This window comes from Streptomyces sp. NPDC032126, from assembly GCF_055580085.1.
The window spans coordinates 525844-542769 of record NZ_JBVIMA010000005.1; the positions used below are offsets into that span (position 1 = coordinate 525844).

Genomic DNA, 16926 nt, shown 5'->3' on the forward strand with positions numbered 1-16926 from the left:
GACCGGCCGCGGTTCCCGGGCGGCTCAGCCCCGCTTCGTCGCGCGGATGACGACGCGGTTGATGATGGCGTCCGCCGGGATGTCGGCGGGGTCCTTGGCGGTCACGCCGGTGACCTCGAACCCGCACTCCTCCAGCCAGCTCCGGTAGGTGGACACCGTCTGAAGGCCGCCGCGGCCCATCACACAGCCCAGGATGTACGACGGGAAGAAGTCGGCCTGGTAGTCGCCGGGGTCCGTGATGTCCTCGGGGTAGACGGGCGCGAGCACGACGACCTGCCCGCCGGGCTTCAGCGCGGCGTGGGCGTTCCTGAAGATGGTCAGGACGTCGTCCTTGTCGTACATGTCCACGAAGTGCTTGAGCAGCACCACGTCGAAGCCGCCGCCCGGGAAGGACTCCAGGACGTCACCGCCCACGAACGCGCACTGCTCCGCCACCCCCTGCGCCTCGAAGGTGCGCAGGCACTCGGCCTCCATGACGGGCCGGTCGAAGGACGTCACCCGCAGACCGGGCGACCCCTTCAGCTGGCAGGTCATGACGGCCCCGAGCCCCATGCCGCCCAGCACGTCGAGCACCCGCGCCCCGTCCGGGACGTCGAAGCTGCGGAAGAACCAGGGATAGACGCTCGCGGTCTCGTTCTGGGCCAGCGGGCCCCAAGCCGCGCGTACGTCCGGTACCTGGGCCGCGGCCTCGAACAGCGTCCCCTCGAAGCCGTAGAACTCCTTCAGGCCGACCACCGTGCCGGTGCGGACGCTGTCGGAGAGGAAGTACAGCTGGCGCAGCATGCCCGTCTTGATCATGCCCATGAAGGTGAGGACCCGCTGGAGGTCCGCGTCGGCGACGCTCGCGAGACCGTCGAGGGCGTAGCCGCCGGTGGACTCGTCCCGGGCGACGAAGCCCTCCTTCACCAGCAGGTACAGCAACTGCTCCACGGCGTCGGGCTTGGCGCCGACGGCGGCGCCGAGTTCGGCCGCGGTCAGCCCGGCCTCCTTGCGCAGCGCCTCGACGATGCCGAGCTCGAAACAGGCGTAGAGGTTCATGAACCGCGTGGGTCCGACCATGTACTCGCGCATCCGGGCGAGTACGGCTTCGGGGTTGGACACAGGTATCCCTTCCGATCGACAGTCCGGGAGGGGGTCCCGCCCCGGCGCTCCCGGCCCACCGAGTATCGGCAGGGGTACTGGAGCGCCGGTGGAGCGGTACTCCGGCGCGGCTCGGGATACCGGATTCCGCGTCTCTACCTGCCGTAACGCCGTTCCCGCGCGGCGTACGAGCGCAGCGCGCGCAGCAGGTCTATCTCACGGAAGGCCGGCCACAGGACCTCGACGAAGTGAACCTCCGCGTAGGCGGACTGCCAGAGCAGGAAGCCGGACAGCCGCTGCTCGCCGGAGGTGCGGATGATGAAGTCGGTGTCGTGACCGGCGGTCGAGTAGAGGTTGTCGGAGATGTGCTGGAGGTCGAAGTTCTCGGCCAGTTCGCGCGGGTCGCCGCCGCCGGAGATGTGCTTGTCGAAGGCGGACCTGACCGCGTCGATGATCTCGCGGCGCCCGCCGTAGCCGACCGCCACGTCCACCTTCAGGCCGGTCCGGCCGGAGGTGCGCGAGACGGCGTCCTTCAGGGACCGCGCGGTCTCCCCCGGCAGCAGGTCCAGGGCGCCGATGACCTGGATCTGCCAGTCCTCGTCGGCCGCGCAGATGCTCTCGACGGTCTCCTCGATGATGTCGAGCAGCGGCTCCAGCTGGTCGGCCGGCCGGTGGAGGTTGTCGTCGGACAGCATCCACAGGGTGACGTGCTCGATGTCGGCGGCGTCGCACCAGCGCAGGAAGTCGCCGACCTTCGCCCCGCCGACGCGGTAGCCCTCACGGACGTCGTCGTGCCCGGCTCCGCGGGCCCACCGGCGGTTGCCGTCCAGCATGATGGCGACATGCCGGGGCCGGGGCTTGCCGTCCAGTTTGCGCGCCAGCCGCCTGACGTACAGGGCTTCCAATGCCGAGCGAAGCGCCCTCAGTGCCACGTGCCATGTCCCTTCGTCCCCACCAACGGCTAGCGGGGGCCACCGTATCGCCCGGCACGGAGCTTCAGCCATCGAGGCCGGTCGCTCCAGTGGAGCTGGGGTGGTTCTCGGGCCGGGCGCCGGAGAGTGGGGGGACCGTGCTGTGCCCCGTCCGCCGGTCGCCCGTCGCCCCGTTCACCGAAGGAGGCCCGCCATGTGGCGCCTGCCGCGCCCCCGCCAGATCGCTCTGGCGATCTGCCGCGCCCTGTCGGAGTACGGGATGCTGTACGTCGGGCCGTTCATCGAGGCCGAACCGCTGGCGGGGCCGGCCCCCGGCCATCCGGAGCGGGTGTGTGCCCATGTGCCGCTGACACCGCTGGAGCGCCGGCTGGTCCGGGAGCTGGAGGCCGGCTAGTCCGGGAGCTGGAGGCCGGGTAGCCCCCCCGCTTCACCCGCTTGCCCGTGCGGCACGGCGGGGCGCCGGGGCCGGCTCAGGCCTTGCGGTAGGCGACCCGGGTGGCCATGTCGGCCAGTTCCGTGCGCCAGACCTGGTCCACGGGCGCGTCGGCGATGGCCTTGCAGCCCCGCTCGACGAGGGAGGCGATGTGCTTCTCGACGTCGTCGGGAACGCCCGTGTCCACGAGGCGGCGCCGCACCTCGTCCGGGGTGTGGCCCGGCTCGGTGATCAGGCGGTGGATGCGGTCGTCGCGCTGCATCGCCCAGCCCAGCAGCAGCGTCATCTTGTGCTGGGCGAAGTCCAGGCCGGTGGGCTTGCCGGTGTCGGCGGAGTCGCCGAAGGCGTCCAGCAGGTCGTCCCGGAGCTGGAACGCCTCACCCACCGCCTCGCCGTACTCCTCGAAGGCGGGCGCCAGATCGCCGCGGCCCGCCGCGTTCGCGCCCACCACCAGGGGGCGGTGGATGGTGTACCGGCCGGACTTGATCCGGGCGATCAGACGGGAGCCACGGGGGTCGACGGAGAACTCGGCGGCCGCGTGGACGTCCATGTACTGGCCGATCATCACCTCGGAGCGCAGCTTGTTCCACTCCGGGATCACCGCCCTCGGCGCCTGCGCCATCAACTCCCCGGAGTAGACGAGCGCGAGGTCACCGACGAGGATCGCCACGCCCTCGCCGTAACGGCGTGACTCGCCCTGCCACCCCCGACTGCCGTGCAGCGCCGCGTAGGTGGTGTGGACGGTCGGCAGACCGCGCCGCTGGTCGGAGTCGTCCAGGACGTCGTCGTGGACGAGGGCGGACAGGTGCAGCATCTCCAGCGCCGCGCCGGCCGCCACGATGCCGGGGTCGTCGGGGTCGCCGCCGGCGGCGAGATAGCCGGTGACGCAGAAGGCGGGCCGGATGCGCTTGCCGCCCGACGCGATCAACTCGGCCAGCGCCTCGACGGGAACGACCGCCTGCTCGTGCACCCCGGCCCACGCCTCGCGCTCGGCGTCGAGGAGCGAGCGCAGCTTGTCCTCGACGCGGCGCAGCAGTTCGGCGCTGGTACGACGGGCCGGGCCGGCGTCGTCCCGGCCGGTGTCGGTGGTCACGTACGACGTCACAGGTCTCTCTCCTCGGGTTCGGATGGAGCGGCGCTGGAGCGGAAGCGCTTCGAATCTGGAGTTCCCCTTTAGGGGCGGTCGACCACGAAGGGGGAACGTTGACACCCTGAACTGGCCCGTGGAAACCTCGATTTACTTTTACCGCGACTTCTTCCTCTTCCCACGACTCTTCCCACGGACTCTTACACGGACCATCGGTACTGCCACGAAACCGTGAATTTCTCATGGTTAGTTCGGACAAGGAGATCGAATGGAGTTACCCGAATCCGCCCTCTCCGCCTCGCGCATCCGGCAGTTGGAGGGCAACCTGCGCGCACTCCCCGGTCTCTACCAGGAAAGTCTGCATCACATCGCGCCCATTGCCAGACGTGTGCACCAGACACGGGTGTCCGGGAGCCGGAGCAGGGATCCCCTGAACATGACCGCGCTGGACGCCCGGCACAACATCCTCGCCATTCTGGAGTCATGGGCCGAGTTCGTCGCCGACGAGCTGGGATCGGCCGCCCCCACGGGATCCGTCCAGCACTTGGCACATTTCCTGCTGCGCCATCTCGATTGGCTGACCGGACAACCGCCGGCGGCGGATTTCGCGGATGAAATCGACGGTCTTCGGATGGAACTGCTGCGCACCATCGACCCGGAGCCCGGGGACGCTCCTGTGCTCACCTGGGAGTGCGTGGTGGCCGACTGCGCCGGAAGGATCACCTCGTCCCCGCAGCACTCCGGGACCTCGGACGCGCGCAGCATCCGCTGCTCCTCGGGGCACACCTGGGACATGCGTGAATGGATCACTCTGCGCCCGCTCATGGAGCGGCGGCGGAAGGCCGTCGGCGCATGAGCAGGCCCCCGCGTCACCGGCTGTTGCCCACCCATGTGGCCGCACTCGCCGTGGGGGTGTCCGAGGCGACGATCCGCAAGTGGGTGAGCCGGGGGAAGATCACCCGCTACGGCACACCGGGCCGGGCCGAGTTCGACATCGACGAGCTCACCCAGATCGCCCTGCGACGGCGGACGACGGCACCCGGCGCGCCCGGCTCACCGTCCGCCCGTGGCGGGCAGTGACCGCGACAGCGCACGGTCCGTCAGCGGGCCGGCGGCCCCCGTGTAGGCCTCCGGCTCGAACAGGTCGGCCAGTCGGGCGTCGGCGAGGAGAGCCGACGCCCGGCCGTCCCGCCGCAGGACCTCGGCGAGCGGCTCCCCGGTGCGCGCCGCGCGGGCGGACGCCTCGTTCAGCAGATCGCGCGCCTGTGCCTTGCCGAGCAGCGGGGCGAGGACGACGGCGATCCGCTCCGAGACGATCTGTCCGCCGGTGATCCGGGTGTTGGCCCGCATCCGCGCCGGATCCACCGCCAGCTGGGAGACGAGTTCCACCGCCTGGTGCGCCGCTCCCCCGGCCAGCCGCAGCAGGGTGCGCAGGGGCTCCCACTCGGCGTGCCAGGCGCCGGCCGACCGCTCGTCCTCGCTCGGCAGACAGGCCAGCACCGTCGCGGCGAGCGGCGGCGCCTGCAGCGCGGCCGACCGGATGGCGGTCGCCAGCACGGGGTTGCGCTTGTGCGGCATCGCCGAGGACGCGCCCCGGCCGCCCGGCGCCGGCTCGTGGACCTCGGCGACCTCGGTCCGGGCCAGGGACAGCACATCGACGGCGATCTTGCCGAGGGCTCCGCACAGGAACGCGGCGGACGTGGCCGCGTCCACCACGGGCGTACGCAGCACATGCCAGGGCACGAGCGGGGCGGAGAGCCCGAGTTCGGCGGCGAACGCCTCCGTCAGCTCCTCGACGTAGCCGGCCGGGTCGGCCTCCGGCGCGTGGGCGAGATAGCCGGCCAACGTGCCTGCGGCGCCGCCGAGTTGGACCGGAAGGCCGCCGTTGGTCAGCGCGTCGAGCTTGTGTGCGGCGTCCAGCACGAGATGGCGCCAGCCCGCCGCTTTCAGCCCGAAGGTCGTGGGCACCGCGTGCAGGGCCAGGGTCCGGCCCGCGATCAGGGTGTCCCGGTGGTCGCGGGCGAGGACGGCAAGCGCCTCCTCGACGCGTCGGAGATCGGCGCGGACCATCCGCAGGGCGCGACCGGTGACCAGGACGGTCGCCGTGTCGAGGATGTCCTGGCTGGTCGACCCCCGGTGCACATACCGGGCCGCCTCCGGGTCCCGGGCCGCCACCAGCGCGGTGAACTCCCGCACCAGCGCGACGACGGGGTTGGCGGACTCGCGTGCCTGGCGGGCCAGGGCGACCAGGTCGAGGCGGTCGGCCCGGGCGGCCTCGGTGATGATCCGGGCGGCGGCCGAGGGCACCGTGCCGAGCCGGGCCTGCGCCCGGCTCAGCGCCGCCTCGGCGTCCAGCATCGCCTGCAGCCACGCCCCGTCGGACACGGCGGCGGCGACGGGCGTGCCGGCCCAGACCGGGGACAGCAGACCGGGGTCCGCGTACAGCGTCGCGGGGCCGGCTCCCGCGTCGGCGGTGAGGGTGGTGTCAGTGGGCATGGATGAGTCCCTGTCCTGTGTGCGCTTCCTGTCCGCCCTGTCCACCGTGTTCCGTGACGGCGCCGCAGGCGAGGGCCGCGCGGGCGATGGCGTCGGAGTCGGTGAGGGTCACCGAGTTGACGCCGGGGCGGATGCCCGCCGCCGTCACCCAGTGCACGGACTCCGTGGGCACGCCGAAGGCGAACCGGCGCGGATGGGCTCGTCCCGCCGCGTCGACCAGGTGGAACGGCCGCCCGGTGACGGCCAGTCCGTCGCTCTCGTAGGCGCCGCCGGAGCGCGTGCGGATGCGGTAGGCGGTGCACTGCCCGGTGGCGAGCAGATGGCGCAGCAGCGGATCCTCGGTCCGGCTGAGGGTGATGTCGGGCAGGCGGGCCTCGACCAGGGCGTCCACGCGGACCCCGGAGCCGGGCACGAGCGGCGAGCGGGCGAGGTAGCCGGCGTCGTCGACGGTGACCCGCAGGTCGGGCCCGACCACGGTCAGCACCCCGGCCTCGATGAGGGCGATCATCTCCTCGACGCGCCGCGCGGGCGGTCCGATCGACAGGAACGCGTTGAGCGGTGTGTACCAGGCGTCCAGGTCGCGGCGGTACGAATCACCGTGCAGGCCCCCGTGGTCGACCGCGAGACGGACCTCGTTGCGCAGGTCCCGCAGGACGTCCAGGGCGGCCTTGAGCGGCCCGCTGACGTTGCCGGACCTGGCCTCCGAGACGTCCTTGCGCAGGTGGTCGAGGAGCCAGTCCGTGAAGTCCCCGGGGCCCGCGAACTCCCGGTCCCGGTAAGGGCGGGCGAGCCGTTCCCAGTCCCAGCGGTACTTCTCGCCGACGCCGTACGCCGCGAGCACGGCGTCCCTCTCCCGCTCCCCCGGTCCGGCCGCCAGGAAGTCCTCCTGGAACCGCTCCGCCCGGGCGGTGTGCCCGAGGGAGGCCAACAGCGTCCGGTAGTAGACGGTCTCGACCTCCCGGGCGATCAGCGGCCACAGGTCCGTCCGGAAGTCGAGGCCGGACCGCTCGTGGGTGCGGCGCAGTCGCGCGACGCGGTCGGCGGTGAGCAGCAGCGGCTCGTGCCGGCCGTGCGGGCCCTTCTCGTTCTCGCCGCGGGCCTGGTACGGGATGCCGCGCCGGGACCCCGCGTACAGGCGTGGCTCCCGTCCGCAGGGCTCGTAGACGAGCCGCCCGGCGGCCCGGGTGAAGGAGCCGCCGCGGCCGACGGTGAGCTCGGCCATGTGGTCGAAGAAGTTCAGCCCGAGTCCGCGCAGCAGCACCTTCATGCCCGGGGACAGCACGTCGAGGTCGACGTCCGCCGGGTTGGCCGGTGGGATTCGGACCAGTCCCGCCGTGCGGACCCGGGCGGCGAACTCCCGCTCGGCCGGGTCGGGGCGGGCCGGCAGGTGGCCCTGGCAGAGGATCACGGCGTGCAGGCCCGCGAGGACGGTTCCGTCGTCGAGCACCACCCGCTGCGCGGATCCGTCCTCCGCGTCCGGATCGTCGTCGAGGGACACGGCGAGGGCGGCGTGCGCGGTGACCGTCAGCCCCGCGGGCCCGCGGTCGATGACGCGCCGGTACGCCCACTGGAGGTACCGGCCGTAGAAGGCCCGGGTCGGGTAGGTGTCGGGGCCCAGCGTGCGGGCCTCGTCGAGGACATGGGCCGGAAGGCCGTCGCCGGACTCGCCCCCGACGAGCGCCGCGGCCCACTCGTACAGACTCGGCCCCGGTTCCAGCGGGCCGGTGAGGTCCACGGAGGCGTCGGTGAACACCGATATCTGTCCGGCCACGGTGTTCATCAGCAGGTGACGGGACTGGTCGGTGCGCCACACCTTGCCGGAGCCGGGCGGGTAGGGGTCGACGACATGGACGTGGACCGTGCTGCCCTCGGGCTGCGAGCGGGCGTTGGCGCAGAGCCGTTCGAGCACCGAGAGCCCGCGCGGGCCGCTGCCTATCAGGCCCACGGTGCAGTGTCTCGCTGTCATGGTTGCCGTTTCTGCCGAGTCATGGTTCCCGTTTCTGCCGATGCCTGGACGTCACCACTCGACCAGTGCGAACCCCGCCGCCATGCCTCCGCCGAAACCGGCCAGGAGGATCAGGTCGCCCCGGTGGAAGGCGCCCGCGCGGGCGGCCTCCGCCAGGGTGATCGGGATGGAGGCGGCTCCGGTGTTGCCGTAGTGCGTCAGGGTGAGGTGCAGGGTGGCGCGGGGCAGGGCCAGTTCCGTGAAGACGGTGTCGAGCATGACGCCGTTGGCCTGGTGCGGGACGAAGTGGCCGATGTCGTCGGGGCCGACACCGCTCTCGTGGAGGAACTGCTTGGTCAGCAGCGGCAGTCGGTCCTCCACGAAGGCGCGCACCGCCCGGCCGTCCATCGTGAAGTACTGCAGGCCCGCGTCCAGGGCGGCCCGGTCGGCGGGGAGCCGGCTGCCCCCGGCGGGCACCTCGATCAGGCCCGCCAGTTCGCCGAAGGTGTGCGCGGTGATGTTGCGGATGCGCGCTCCTCGTCCGAGGCCCAGGACCATCGCGCCGGCCCCGTCGCCGAACAGGACGACGGTTCTGCGGTCGGCCGGGTTCAGGATGCGCGAGTACACGTCGGCGCCGATGACCAGCGCGTGTCCGCCGCGCTTGGTCATGATTCCCTCGGCCGCGGCGAGCGCGAACACCTCGCCGGAGCAGACGGCGTTGATGTCGAACGCGGCCGCGTCGACGGCGCCGAGCAGATGCTGCACATAGGCGGCGGTGGGCGGCTGGGGCCGGTCGGGTGTGGAAGTGGCGACGACGATCACGGACAGTTGGTCGGCGGTGATGCCGGCCGATCGCAGCGCGGCCCGGCCCGCGGCCGCGGCCAGGTCCGAGGTGGCCTGCTCGGGGGCGGCCCAGCGGCGCTCCCGGATCGCGGTCTTGCGGACGATCCAGGCGTCGTCGACCCCGGCCGCGGCTCCCGCCTCGTCGTTGGAGACGACCCGATCCGGCACATGAGCGCCCGTACCGAGGATCCCGACTTCGGTCATGCGCCGTTTCCCCTCAGGTGGTCGTGGATGGGCTAGCGCGTCTCGTAGACGCGTTTGTGGTCGCGCAGGGCCGCCAGCCGGAAGGGGCCGGTGGTCTCGGCCGGGGTGCGGTGGTCGCCGCCGTCGGCCGGGAAGGAGCGCTCGTGCAGCTCGCGGTAGCGGGCGTAGTCGACGGGCACGCGCCGGTCGATCGCCGCGCGGTGCGCAGCGGTGCGCAGGTGGTCCCGGTAGCCGGGGACGACGGTGCCGGCGAAGAACTCGGCGACGCTGCCGGAGCCGTAGCTGAGGAAGCCGACGGGCCGGCCGGTCAGGTCGTCCGGCCCGTCGAGCAGGGCGGCGAGCGCCAGGTAGACCGAGGCGGTGTAGCTGTTGCCGATGACGTTGTTGTAGGCCGTGGTCGGTCCGAGGTCTCGGGCGATACGGTCCTCGTCGATGTCGCACCCGCAGTAGTTCAGCAGCTGCCGGTGGGCCTTGTAGGCCATCTTCGTGAACGGCTGGTGGTAACAGAACGCGGCGAACTCGTCGAGCGCGCGCCCGCCCTGTTCGGTGTAGTCTTTCCAGCTTCCCTCCACCGCGAGCAGATACGCGCCGATGGACTCCTGGCCGTCGACCAGGGCGGCCTCACGGTAGTTGGGCCGCCAGAAGTCCATGACGTCGGCGGTGAACACGCCCGACGGTTCCTCGATGCGCAGCAGCGCGGGGTCGGCGCCGACCAGCATGGCCACGGCGGCGGCGCCCTGGGTGGCCTCGCCGGGGCTGTCCAGTTCGTACTTGGAGACGTCGGAGGCGATCACGAGGACGCGCTGCGCCGGGTCGCGGCGCACCAGGCCGATGGCGAACTGCAGGGCGGCCGTGGCTCCGTAGCAGGCCTGCTTGAGTTCGACGACCCGGGTGGCCGAGGGGAGGCCGAGGAGGGAGTGGACGTAGATGCCGGCCGACTTCGCCTGGTCGATCGAGGACTCGGTGGCGAAGATGATCGTCCGGATCCCGTCGCTGCCGTGCCGTTCGACGAGCGGTGCGGCGGCGGCCGCGGCCATGGTCACGATGTCCTCGTCGGCGGCGGGCACGCTCATCGACCGCTGGCCGATGCCCTGGTGGTATTTGCCGATGGGGGTGCCGTTGTGCTCGGCGAGGACCGTGTGCGGCAGGACGAACTCGGTCGTCGCGAACGACAGATCCTGGATTCCTACGGCGAGATCGTTGGCCATGTTCCCTAGACACCAGCCTTCGCTGTCGTGTTGTCGCGTTCCAGCAGGACGTGTGCGCGCATGAGTTCGCCCGGGTTCGTCTGGGCCGCGAGGAGGGAGAGTTCGCCGCACAGCACCGTCGCCGCCGCGATGACGGCGAGCCGGCGGGCGTTCTCGCCGGGGGCGCGCTCGGTGCGGCAGCCGAGCCGGGTCAGGTTCGACTCCACGAAGGCGAGTCCCTTGCCGTTGCCGACGGAGCCCACGATCAGGTTGGGCAGAGTGCAGGCGAAGTAGAGGTCCCCGTCGCGGTCCTCAGCCATGACGACGCCCTGGGAGCCCTCGACGATGTTGGCCGCGTCCTGGCCGGTGGCCAGGTAGAAGCCGAGCAGCATGTTGGCGAAGTGGGCGTTCGCCGAGCGGATGCCGCCGGCGAGCAGGGTGCCGAGCATGTTCTTGCGGATGTTCAGCTCGACGATGCGGGCGGCCGTGGTGTGCAGGACGTCCTCGACCACGGCGCGCGGCACGAGCAGCTCGGTGACGACGTTCTTGCCGCGGCCGAGGATGCCGTTGATCGCGGTCGCCTTCTTGTCGGTGCAGTAGTTGCCGGAGATCGATCCGTAGGAGATGCCCGGGATGGTCTTCAGCAGGTGCCCGAGGAGGGCGTCGGAGGCCAGCGTGGCCATGTTGTGGCCGGAGGCGTCGCCGGTGCTGAACTCGAACCGGATGAACAGCAGGTTGGCGTTGATCTCGTGGCGGACGCCGATCAGTTCGGCGTACCGGCTGCAGGAGCGCACCACTTCGCGCAGCTCGCCGACGCGCGCGTCGATGGTCCGCGCGGCCGTCAGCGCGGTCTGCGCGTCCAGCGCCTCCACGAGCACCGACCGGGTCATCCGCTCGTCGACGAGGGTGGCGACGATGCCCCGCTCGGACAGCATGGAGACCTTCGCGCCCCGGCCCACGGAGGGCCACAGCGGCGACTCGTAGGTGGCGAGGGGGACCTGGGTCTCGGTGGTGGCCACGTTCCCCGAGATGCGCAGGGGGCCCACCCACCTCATCGGAACCCCGGCGATCGCGTTGTCGGTCATCGTGTGTTTCCCGTCCTCTCGTGGGGCACGTCAAGGCGTTGGGAACGGCGGGCCAACGGCCTCGTGTCGATGCCCCGGTCGGTACAGAAGTCGCGGAGCTCGCCGTGGATCAGCAGGTCGCAGCGGGTCAGGTCGGCGGGGGTGCGCGCGCCGAGCAGGGTCAGGAGCGCGGCCAGCTGGTCGAGCCAGGTCGCTATGCGCGCGATCAGCGCGTCCACGCCGCCGTCGAGGAGGGTGCGCAGGAAGGTGCCGGAGGCTCCGACGCCGGACGCGCCGAGCGCCAGCGCACGGGCCACGTCGAGCGGGTTGCGCACACCGCCGGAGGCGAGGACGGGGATCGGGGCGTCCTGGGCGTCCAGGAGGCAGGCGGCGGTGGACTGCCCCCAGCCGGTGAGGTAGGCGTAGTCGGCGAGTTCGCGCCGGCCGTTCTCGATGCGGGCGAAGTCGGTGCCGCCCCGGCCGCCGAGGTCGGCGACCCGCACGCCGAGGTCGTCCAGCAGGCGCACGGACTCACGGCTCAGCCCGAAGCCGACCTCCTTGACGATCACGGGCACGTCGACGCCGGCCGCGATCTTCCCGATCTGCGGGATCCAGGAGGAGAACGAGCGGTCGCCCTCCGGCATCACCGTCTCCTGCACGGTGTTCACATGGATCTGGAGGGCGTCGGCCCGGAGCAGGTCGACGGCCCGCCGCGCCCGGTCCACGGAGGCCGTCGCGTTGACGTTGGCGATGACGAACCCGTCGGGGTTCTCCTCGCGCAGCACGCTGAACGTGCCGGCGCAGTCGGGGTCCTTGAAGTAGGCGCTCATGGACCCGGAGGCGATGGGCACGCCGGTCTCGCGGGCGGCGATGCCGAGGTCGCGGTTGATGGCGCCGGTGCGCTCGCTGCCCCCGGTCATCGCGTTGATGTACAGGGGCACGGGCCAGGAGATGCCGGCGAAGGCGGTGGCCAGGGAGACGTCCGGCCGGTCGATGCCGGCCAGGGCGTGGTGGACGAACGACACCTCGTCGAACTGGTTGCGTCCGCTGTGCTGCTCCTGTTGCTCGACAGCGAGCCTGACGTGGTCGTCCTTGCGTTGAGCGATCATTCCTCGTTCCCTTCCGCGTTCCCTTCCGCGGCGGCGCGGATCGGCAGGGGTATCACCCCGGCCGCGGCCCACCGTTCGCGCAGTCGCGCGATGTCCCGCGGGGACCCGGCGTCCAGCAGCGCGATGCCGCAGTCGCCGCCGCCCGCGCCGGAGGGCTTGGCCGCGCCGCCGACGGCTTCGGCGGTCTCGCACAGGGCCGTCAGCCGGGGTGTGAAGACGCCGAGGGCGACCTCGTCGTCGAGCCGGGCCAGCTCCCGCCGGGCCCGCCGGATCTGGTCCAGCAGGCCCTGGCCGTCGCCTCGTTCCAGCGCGGTGATCGCCGTGCGTACACAGTCGGTGGTGGTGCGGACGAACCGCCGGTGGGCGTCGGTGCCGCGCCAGGGCCGCCGGTGCAGATCGGCCACGAGGGCGGCGGTGGAGGCCGGGGTTCCGGTCCAGCCGACCTCCAGCGCGAGGCCCTCGGGCGCCGGCAGGCGACGTACGTCGAAGCCGGGCCAGGGCGCGCGGAGGGCTTCCGCGACGCCGCGGGCGCGGGCGAGGGCCAGGACGGCGGCCCGGTCGGGGGCCCGGTAGGCGAGCCAGCCGCCCCAGGTGGCGGCGGCGAGGTCACCGCCCGAGCCCTTGGGGTCGAGCGCGGCGCCGGCGAGCAGGGCCAGCCGGAAGCGCTCCTCGTCGGAGAGCGTGAGGCCGCAGTACGCGGCGACGGCGGCCACGGTCGCCACGGTGACGGCGCCGCTGGAGCCGAGGCCGTACTTGGTGCCGTTGTCGTGCAGGTCGCTGACCACCGACAGAGCGAACACCGGTGCGGGCAGGCCGCGTTCGGCCGCCAGCCGGGCCACGGTCTCGATCGCGGACAGCACATGGGAGAGTCCCGCGCGCGTCCCCGGCTCGTCGTCGGTGCCGTACGGGACGAGCCGGCCGTCCCGCCAGCGCAGACGCACACCGCGTGGACCGAGATCGGAGGAGATCTCCACGCCCGTCTCGGCGGGGCCGGTCACGGTGACGGTGACATGGCGGTCCACCGCGACGAGGATCGCCGGGGTGCCGGGGTCCACCACGGCGTACTCCCCCGCGACGAACAGCTTGCCCGGCGCGCGGCGGACGACGGTACGCGGGCGGGTCACCGACCGTCCCCGTACGTCCCACCGGCGGCGTCGCCCGCGTTGGTCAGCAGACGGGCGCCGGGGCCCGGTCCGGCCACCAGGACCGAGCCGTCCGGGACGGCCGCGCGGAGCGTCTCGGCGATCCTCTCGGCGTCCGTGCGGCGGCACAGCACCTTGACGTTGGGTCCGGCGTCCATGGTGGCGTAGGCCGGGACGCCGTCCTGCCGGAGCCGCAGGACGCTGTCCAGGACGGTGAGCGAGGCCGGCGACAGGTAGCGCACGGCCGGGCGGGCCGCCAGCATCGTCGCGTGCATGCCGAGCGCGTTGCGCTCCGCGATCTCGCCGACCGCCTCGATGTCACCGGCGAGCAGCGCCGCCCGCATCTCGGTCAGGTCGACCGCGCTGGAGACGGCCCACGGCTCGTACAGCGGGGAGGTGTCGACGGTCCGCCGCATGGCCGTCCGGCTGGACACGGCCTTCGGTCCGGCGTTGACGACGGCGATGACGAGGGCCGGGTCGAGGTCTTTCGAGGGCACGGGTTCGGCGTGGGACCTGAGGTCGGCCTCCGTCGGGGTGGCGCAGTCCAGGCCCGCGTGCCACACGGCGAACCCGCCGAAGACCGACCGGGACGCCGACCCGGAGCCGCGCCGGGCCAGCCGGGACAGGGCGGTGGCGTCGAGGCGGAGCCCGTACGCGGCGGCCGCGGCGGTGGCGAGGGCGGCGAACCCGCTCGCGGAGGAGGCGAGGCCCGCCCCGGTGGGGACGGTGTTCTCGCTGTCCACGACGGCCCGGTGGGTGAGCCCGGCCCGTTCGCGCACCAGGTCCAGGAAGGCCACGACGCGGCGCCGTGCCTCGCTCTCGGCGGGCCGGCCGTCGAGGGTCACCGTGTCCTGTGCGGCCTCGGGGGCGAGGCGGACGCGGGTGGTCGTGGGGAAGACGTCCAGGGTCATCGACAGGCTGTCGACGCGGGGCAGCACGAGGTGTTCGTCGCGCTTGCCCCAGTACTTGATCAGCGCGATGTTCGGGTGGGCGACGGCGGTGGCGTCACCGGCGCCGGCCCGCTCGGGCGTGGTCGGGTGGTCGACGAGGCCGGTCGGACGGTCAGTGCGCATGATCGGCAGGCCCTCTCAGCGGCACGACCCAGGTCTGTACGGCGCCTGCCGCGTGAAGCTGCTGGATGACCTCTCCGGCCTGCTCCACCCGGGTCAGGGCGATGGCGCAGCCGCCCAGGCCGCCGCCGGTGATCTTCGCGCCGAGGCCGCCGGCCGTGAGCGCGGCGTCGACGAGGGCGTCGATGCCCTTGGTGCTCAGTCCGTGCGCCCGCAGCAGATCGTGGTAGTCCGTCAGCCGCGCTCCCAGCTCCTCCGGCCTGCCGTCGGCGAGGGCGTGCCGGGCCCGCTCGGTCAGCCGCGAGGCGCGTTGCAGGAAGCGCTCCTGTGCCCCCTCGTGCCGCTGGAATCCCTCGCGCAGCAGCTCGACCGCGTCCTTGGTGCGGCCCACGACTCCGCTGTCGGCGATGACGAACAAGCCGTGGCAGCCGATGGCCAGTTCCTGGACCCGGCCCCGCTGGAACAGCAGCGGGGCGGAGGCGCCGACGGCCCGTGCGTCGACACCGCTGGAGCGGCCGTGCGCCACGGTCTCGGCCGTCTGCACCAGGTCGAACGTCTCGCTCTCCGTGAGGTCGCGGCCGTAGAGGTCGGCGAGGGCGTGGACGACGGCGCGGGCGCAGGCCGCGCTGGAGCCGAGGCCCCGCCCGTGCGGGATCGCGCCGTCGATGACCACATCGAGGTGCGGGTCGTCGTCCACGCCGGTGGTCGTCGTGAACTCGGTGATCAGCCGGCGCAGTCCGTCGGATGCCTGGGTGACCATCGGCCGCGACGGGGAACCGGTCATCGTGAAGGACACGTCGCCCGGTCCGTCGCCCGGGCACGGGGACCGGCGGGCGCTCGCCGTGACCGTCAGCTGCGGAACGGGAAGAGCGAGCGCCGGAGCCCCGTACACGACGGAGTGTTCACCGAGCAGAATGGCTTTGGCGTGGGCGCGGCCGACGCCGACGTCATGCGTCCGGCGGTCCTTCGGCACCCCCTTCGCCGAGGTCGACAGCGTCAAAGCACTCAACTCCCCTTGTCGTTACCGAGGCTGCGGGACCATGTGCAGGCGCCGGGGATGAAGCGTGGTCTCCGGTGCCGTACGGACCTGGAGATCGGGGCCGGCGTTCAGCTTCCATTCCTGCGTCAGCACATCGAGGATGACTTCGAGTTGCTGCCAGGCGAAGGACTCCCCGATGCATCCCTTCGACCCGATACCGAAGGGGATGTAGGAGGCGTCGACCTTGCCGAGTTCGAGGGTGAGCCAGCGGTCGGGATCGAAGCGGTGGGGATCCGGATAGCGCTCGGGGTCCCGGTGCAGCAGATACGAGCTGAACACCACGTTGGTCCCCGCGGGGAGTTCGTGATCGCCGAGCACGACATCCGTGAGGGACTTCCGGCAGGAGATCCAGACCGGCGGATACAGGCGCAGCACCTCCATCAGGAAGCGGAGGGTGTAGCTGGACGCGCCGTGGTCGTGCGCGGCGTTCCCGCCGCGCCGCCGCATCTGGTCCTTGAGGAGTCTCTCCTCGGCGGGCGGATCGGTGGAGAGCACGTGCAGCGCCCAGGACATGACCGAGGCCGTGGTGACGGTGGCGGCCGTCAGCATCATGACCGCTTCCTCGCAGACCTGATCCGCCGTCAGGACCCGGTTCCCGTCGGCGTCGGAGTCCGTCAGGAGATCCGCGAGCCAGCCGACGGTCGGTTCGGGAGACGCCATGAGATCGGCGATGCATTCCGCGAGCAGTTCCCGGAACTCCGTGCGCGCCTGGGCCAACCGCCGGGAGGCCGCGGTGCGTTGGGCGCGGGCCGCCGCCTTCCCGTAGAGCGGCTTCCTGATCATTTCCCAGGCCAGGCGGGAGAGTCGCTCGCTCAGCGCCCGCGTCGTCTCGGGGGGCAGCCCGGCGATGAGGGTTCCCACCGCGATGGCGCAGGTGATCCGGCACATCTCGGACTGGATGTCCACGGGCTCCCCGGCGCGCCAGGAGGTCACGATGTCGCGAACGATGTCCCGCATGGCGGGCACGTATTCGTCGACCTTGGTGGCCCGCAGATAGGGGTTCGCCAGCCGCCGGTAGTGGCGGTGCATGGTCTCGTCCTCCGAGAGCATGCCCACCCTGCTGAGGTTCCTGGCCTTGCGGAAGAGTTCGCCTTTTCCGTAGTTCTTGCTGTCGCTCACCAAAATCGTACGCACCAGGACCGGGTCCCTGACGAACACGGCGTCGACGCCGTCCACGGTCAGGCGGCGCAGCGGGCGCCCTCCGAGGAGGCTCTCCATTCGGCTGAATTGGAATGCGGGACTGCCGGGTCCGCTGTTCGTTGCCCCCGAATCGTCCGAGTATAAGGCTGCCGAGT

16 protein-coding genes are annotated in these 16926 nt (G+C 72.1%); 3 read left to right on the forward strand and 13 right to left on the reverse strand.

The annotated features are described in order from the left end of the window. Positions 1-24: 24 nt before the first annotated feature. Together ACZ5NW_RS21790 and ACZ5NW_RS21795 are read right to left on the reverse strand one after the other, a co-directional pair. Complete coding sequence (locus ACZ5NW_RS21790) at positions 25-1101, reverse strand: SAM-dependent methyltransferase (RefSeq protein WP_468745519.1); 1077 nt, start codon at positions 1099-1101, stop codon at positions 25-27. Between the two features lie 134 nt (positions 1102-1235). After that, complete coding sequence (locus tag ACZ5NW_RS21795; RefSeq protein ID WP_468745646.1) at positions 1236-2006, reverse strand: isoprenyl transferase; 771 nt, start codon at positions 2004-2006, stop codon at positions 1236-1238. A gap of 199 nt (positions 2007-2205) precedes the next feature. Between ACZ5NW_RS21795 and ACZ5NW_RS21800 the strand changes: the two genes are divergently transcribed. Further along, positions 2206-2406 (forward strand): DUF6059 family protein, encoded by a 201-nt coding sequence (locus tag ACZ5NW_RS21800; protein ID WP_468745520.1) that lies wholly within the window; start codon positions 2206-2208, stop codon positions 2404-2406. A gap of 76 nt (positions 2407-2482) precedes the next feature. On the opposite strand, the gene ACZ5NW_RS21805 is transcribed toward ACZ5NW_RS21800, so the two are convergent. Continuing rightward, positions 2483-3550: a polyprenyl synthetase family protein gene (locus tag ACZ5NW_RS21805; protein ID WP_468745521.1), complete on the reverse strand. Its 1068-nt coding sequence runs from the start codon at positions 3548-3550 to the stop codon at positions 2483-2485. Positions 3551-3800: 250 nt separating this feature from the next. Between ACZ5NW_RS21805 and ACZ5NW_RS21810 the strand changes: the two genes are divergently transcribed. Beyond that, positions 3801-4388 (forward strand): hypothetical protein, encoded by a 588-nt coding sequence (locus ACZ5NW_RS21810; RefSeq protein ID WP_468745522.1) that lies wholly within the window; start codon positions 3801-3803, stop codon positions 4386-4388. Continuing rightward, complete coding sequence (locus ACZ5NW_RS21815; RefSeq protein WP_468745523.1) at positions 4385-4612, forward strand: hypothetical protein; 228 nt, start codon at positions 4385-4387, stop codon at positions 4610-4612. Before ACZ5NW_RS21810 ends, ACZ5NW_RS21815 begins: the two co-directional genes overlap by 4 nt. On the opposite strand, the gene ACZ5NW_RS21820 is transcribed toward ACZ5NW_RS21815, so the two are convergent. From ACZ5NW_RS21820 to ACZ5NW_RS21865, 10 genes are read right to left on the reverse strand one after another with little or no spacing between them, the layout of a single operon-like run. Continuing rightward, on the reverse strand, positions 4586-6028 hold the full coding sequence (locus ACZ5NW_RS21820; RefSeq protein ID WP_468745524.1) for a nitrosuccinate lyase: 1443 nt from the start codon (positions 6026-6028) through the stop codon (positions 4586-4588). The two genes, ACZ5NW_RS21815 and ACZ5NW_RS21820, sit on opposite strands and share 27 nt — an antisense overlap. Beyond that, a complete protein-coding gene (locus ACZ5NW_RS21825) occupies positions 6018-7994 on the reverse strand; it encodes an FAD/NAD(P)-binding protein (protein ID WP_468745525.1) in 1977 nt (658 codons plus the stop codon). The genes ACZ5NW_RS21820 and ACZ5NW_RS21825 overlap by 11 nt, the downstream gene beginning before the upstream one ends. Positions 7995-8045: 51 nt before the next feature. Next, entirely contained in the window at positions 8046-9020 is a 975-nt protein-coding gene (locus ACZ5NW_RS21830) for a 3-oxoacyl-ACP synthase III family protein (RefSeq protein ID WP_468745526.1), read from the reverse strand. A gap of 32 nt (positions 9021-9052) precedes the next feature. Continuing rightward, the gene (locus ACZ5NW_RS21835; RefSeq protein WP_468745527.1) at positions 9053-10228 is read right to left on the reverse strand and encodes a hydroxymethylglutaryl-CoA synthase; all 1176 of its coding nucleotides are present in this window, start codon (positions 10226-10228) and stop codon (positions 9053-9055) included. A gap of 5 nt (positions 10229-10233) precedes the next feature. Continuing rightward, positions 10234-11292: a hydroxymethylglutaryl-CoA reductase gene (locus tag ACZ5NW_RS21840; RefSeq protein ID WP_468745528.1), complete on the reverse strand. Its 1059-nt coding sequence runs from the start codon at positions 11290-11292 to the stop codon at positions 10234-10236. After that, positions 11289-12380 carry a type 2 isopentenyl-diphosphate Delta-isomerase gene (fni, locus tag ACZ5NW_RS21845; protein ID WP_468745529.1) on the reverse strand — a complete coding sequence of 364 codons (1092 nt, stop codon included), beginning with the start codon at positions 12378-12380 and terminating at the stop codon, positions 11289-11291. The genes ACZ5NW_RS21840 and fni overlap by 4 nt, the downstream gene beginning before the upstream one ends. Further along, positions 12377-13504 (reverse strand): phosphomevalonate kinase, encoded by a 1128-nt coding sequence (locus ACZ5NW_RS21850; RefSeq protein WP_468745530.1) that lies wholly within the window; start codon positions 13502-13504, stop codon positions 12377-12379. The genes fni and ACZ5NW_RS21850 overlap by 4 nt, the downstream gene beginning before the upstream one ends. Beyond that, a complete protein-coding gene (mvaD, locus tag ACZ5NW_RS21855; protein WP_468745531.1) occupies positions 13501-14595 on the reverse strand; it encodes a diphosphomevalonate decarboxylase in 1095 nt (364 codons plus the stop codon). Before mvaD ends, ACZ5NW_RS21850 begins: the two co-directional genes overlap by 4 nt. Further along, the gene (mvk, locus tag ACZ5NW_RS21860; RefSeq protein ID WP_468745532.1) at positions 14585-15592 is read right to left on the reverse strand and encodes a mevalonate kinase; all 1008 of its coding nucleotides are present in this window, start codon (positions 15590-15592) and stop codon (positions 14585-14587) included. Before mvk ends, mvaD begins: the two co-directional genes overlap by 11 nt. A gap of 21 nt (positions 15593-15613) precedes the next feature. Continuing rightward, positions 15614-16849 (reverse strand): cytochrome P450, encoded by a 1236-nt coding sequence (locus ACZ5NW_RS21865; protein ID WP_468745533.1) that lies wholly within the window; start codon positions 16847-16849, stop codon positions 15614-15616. Between the last annotated feature and the right edge of the window lie 77 nt (positions 16850-16926).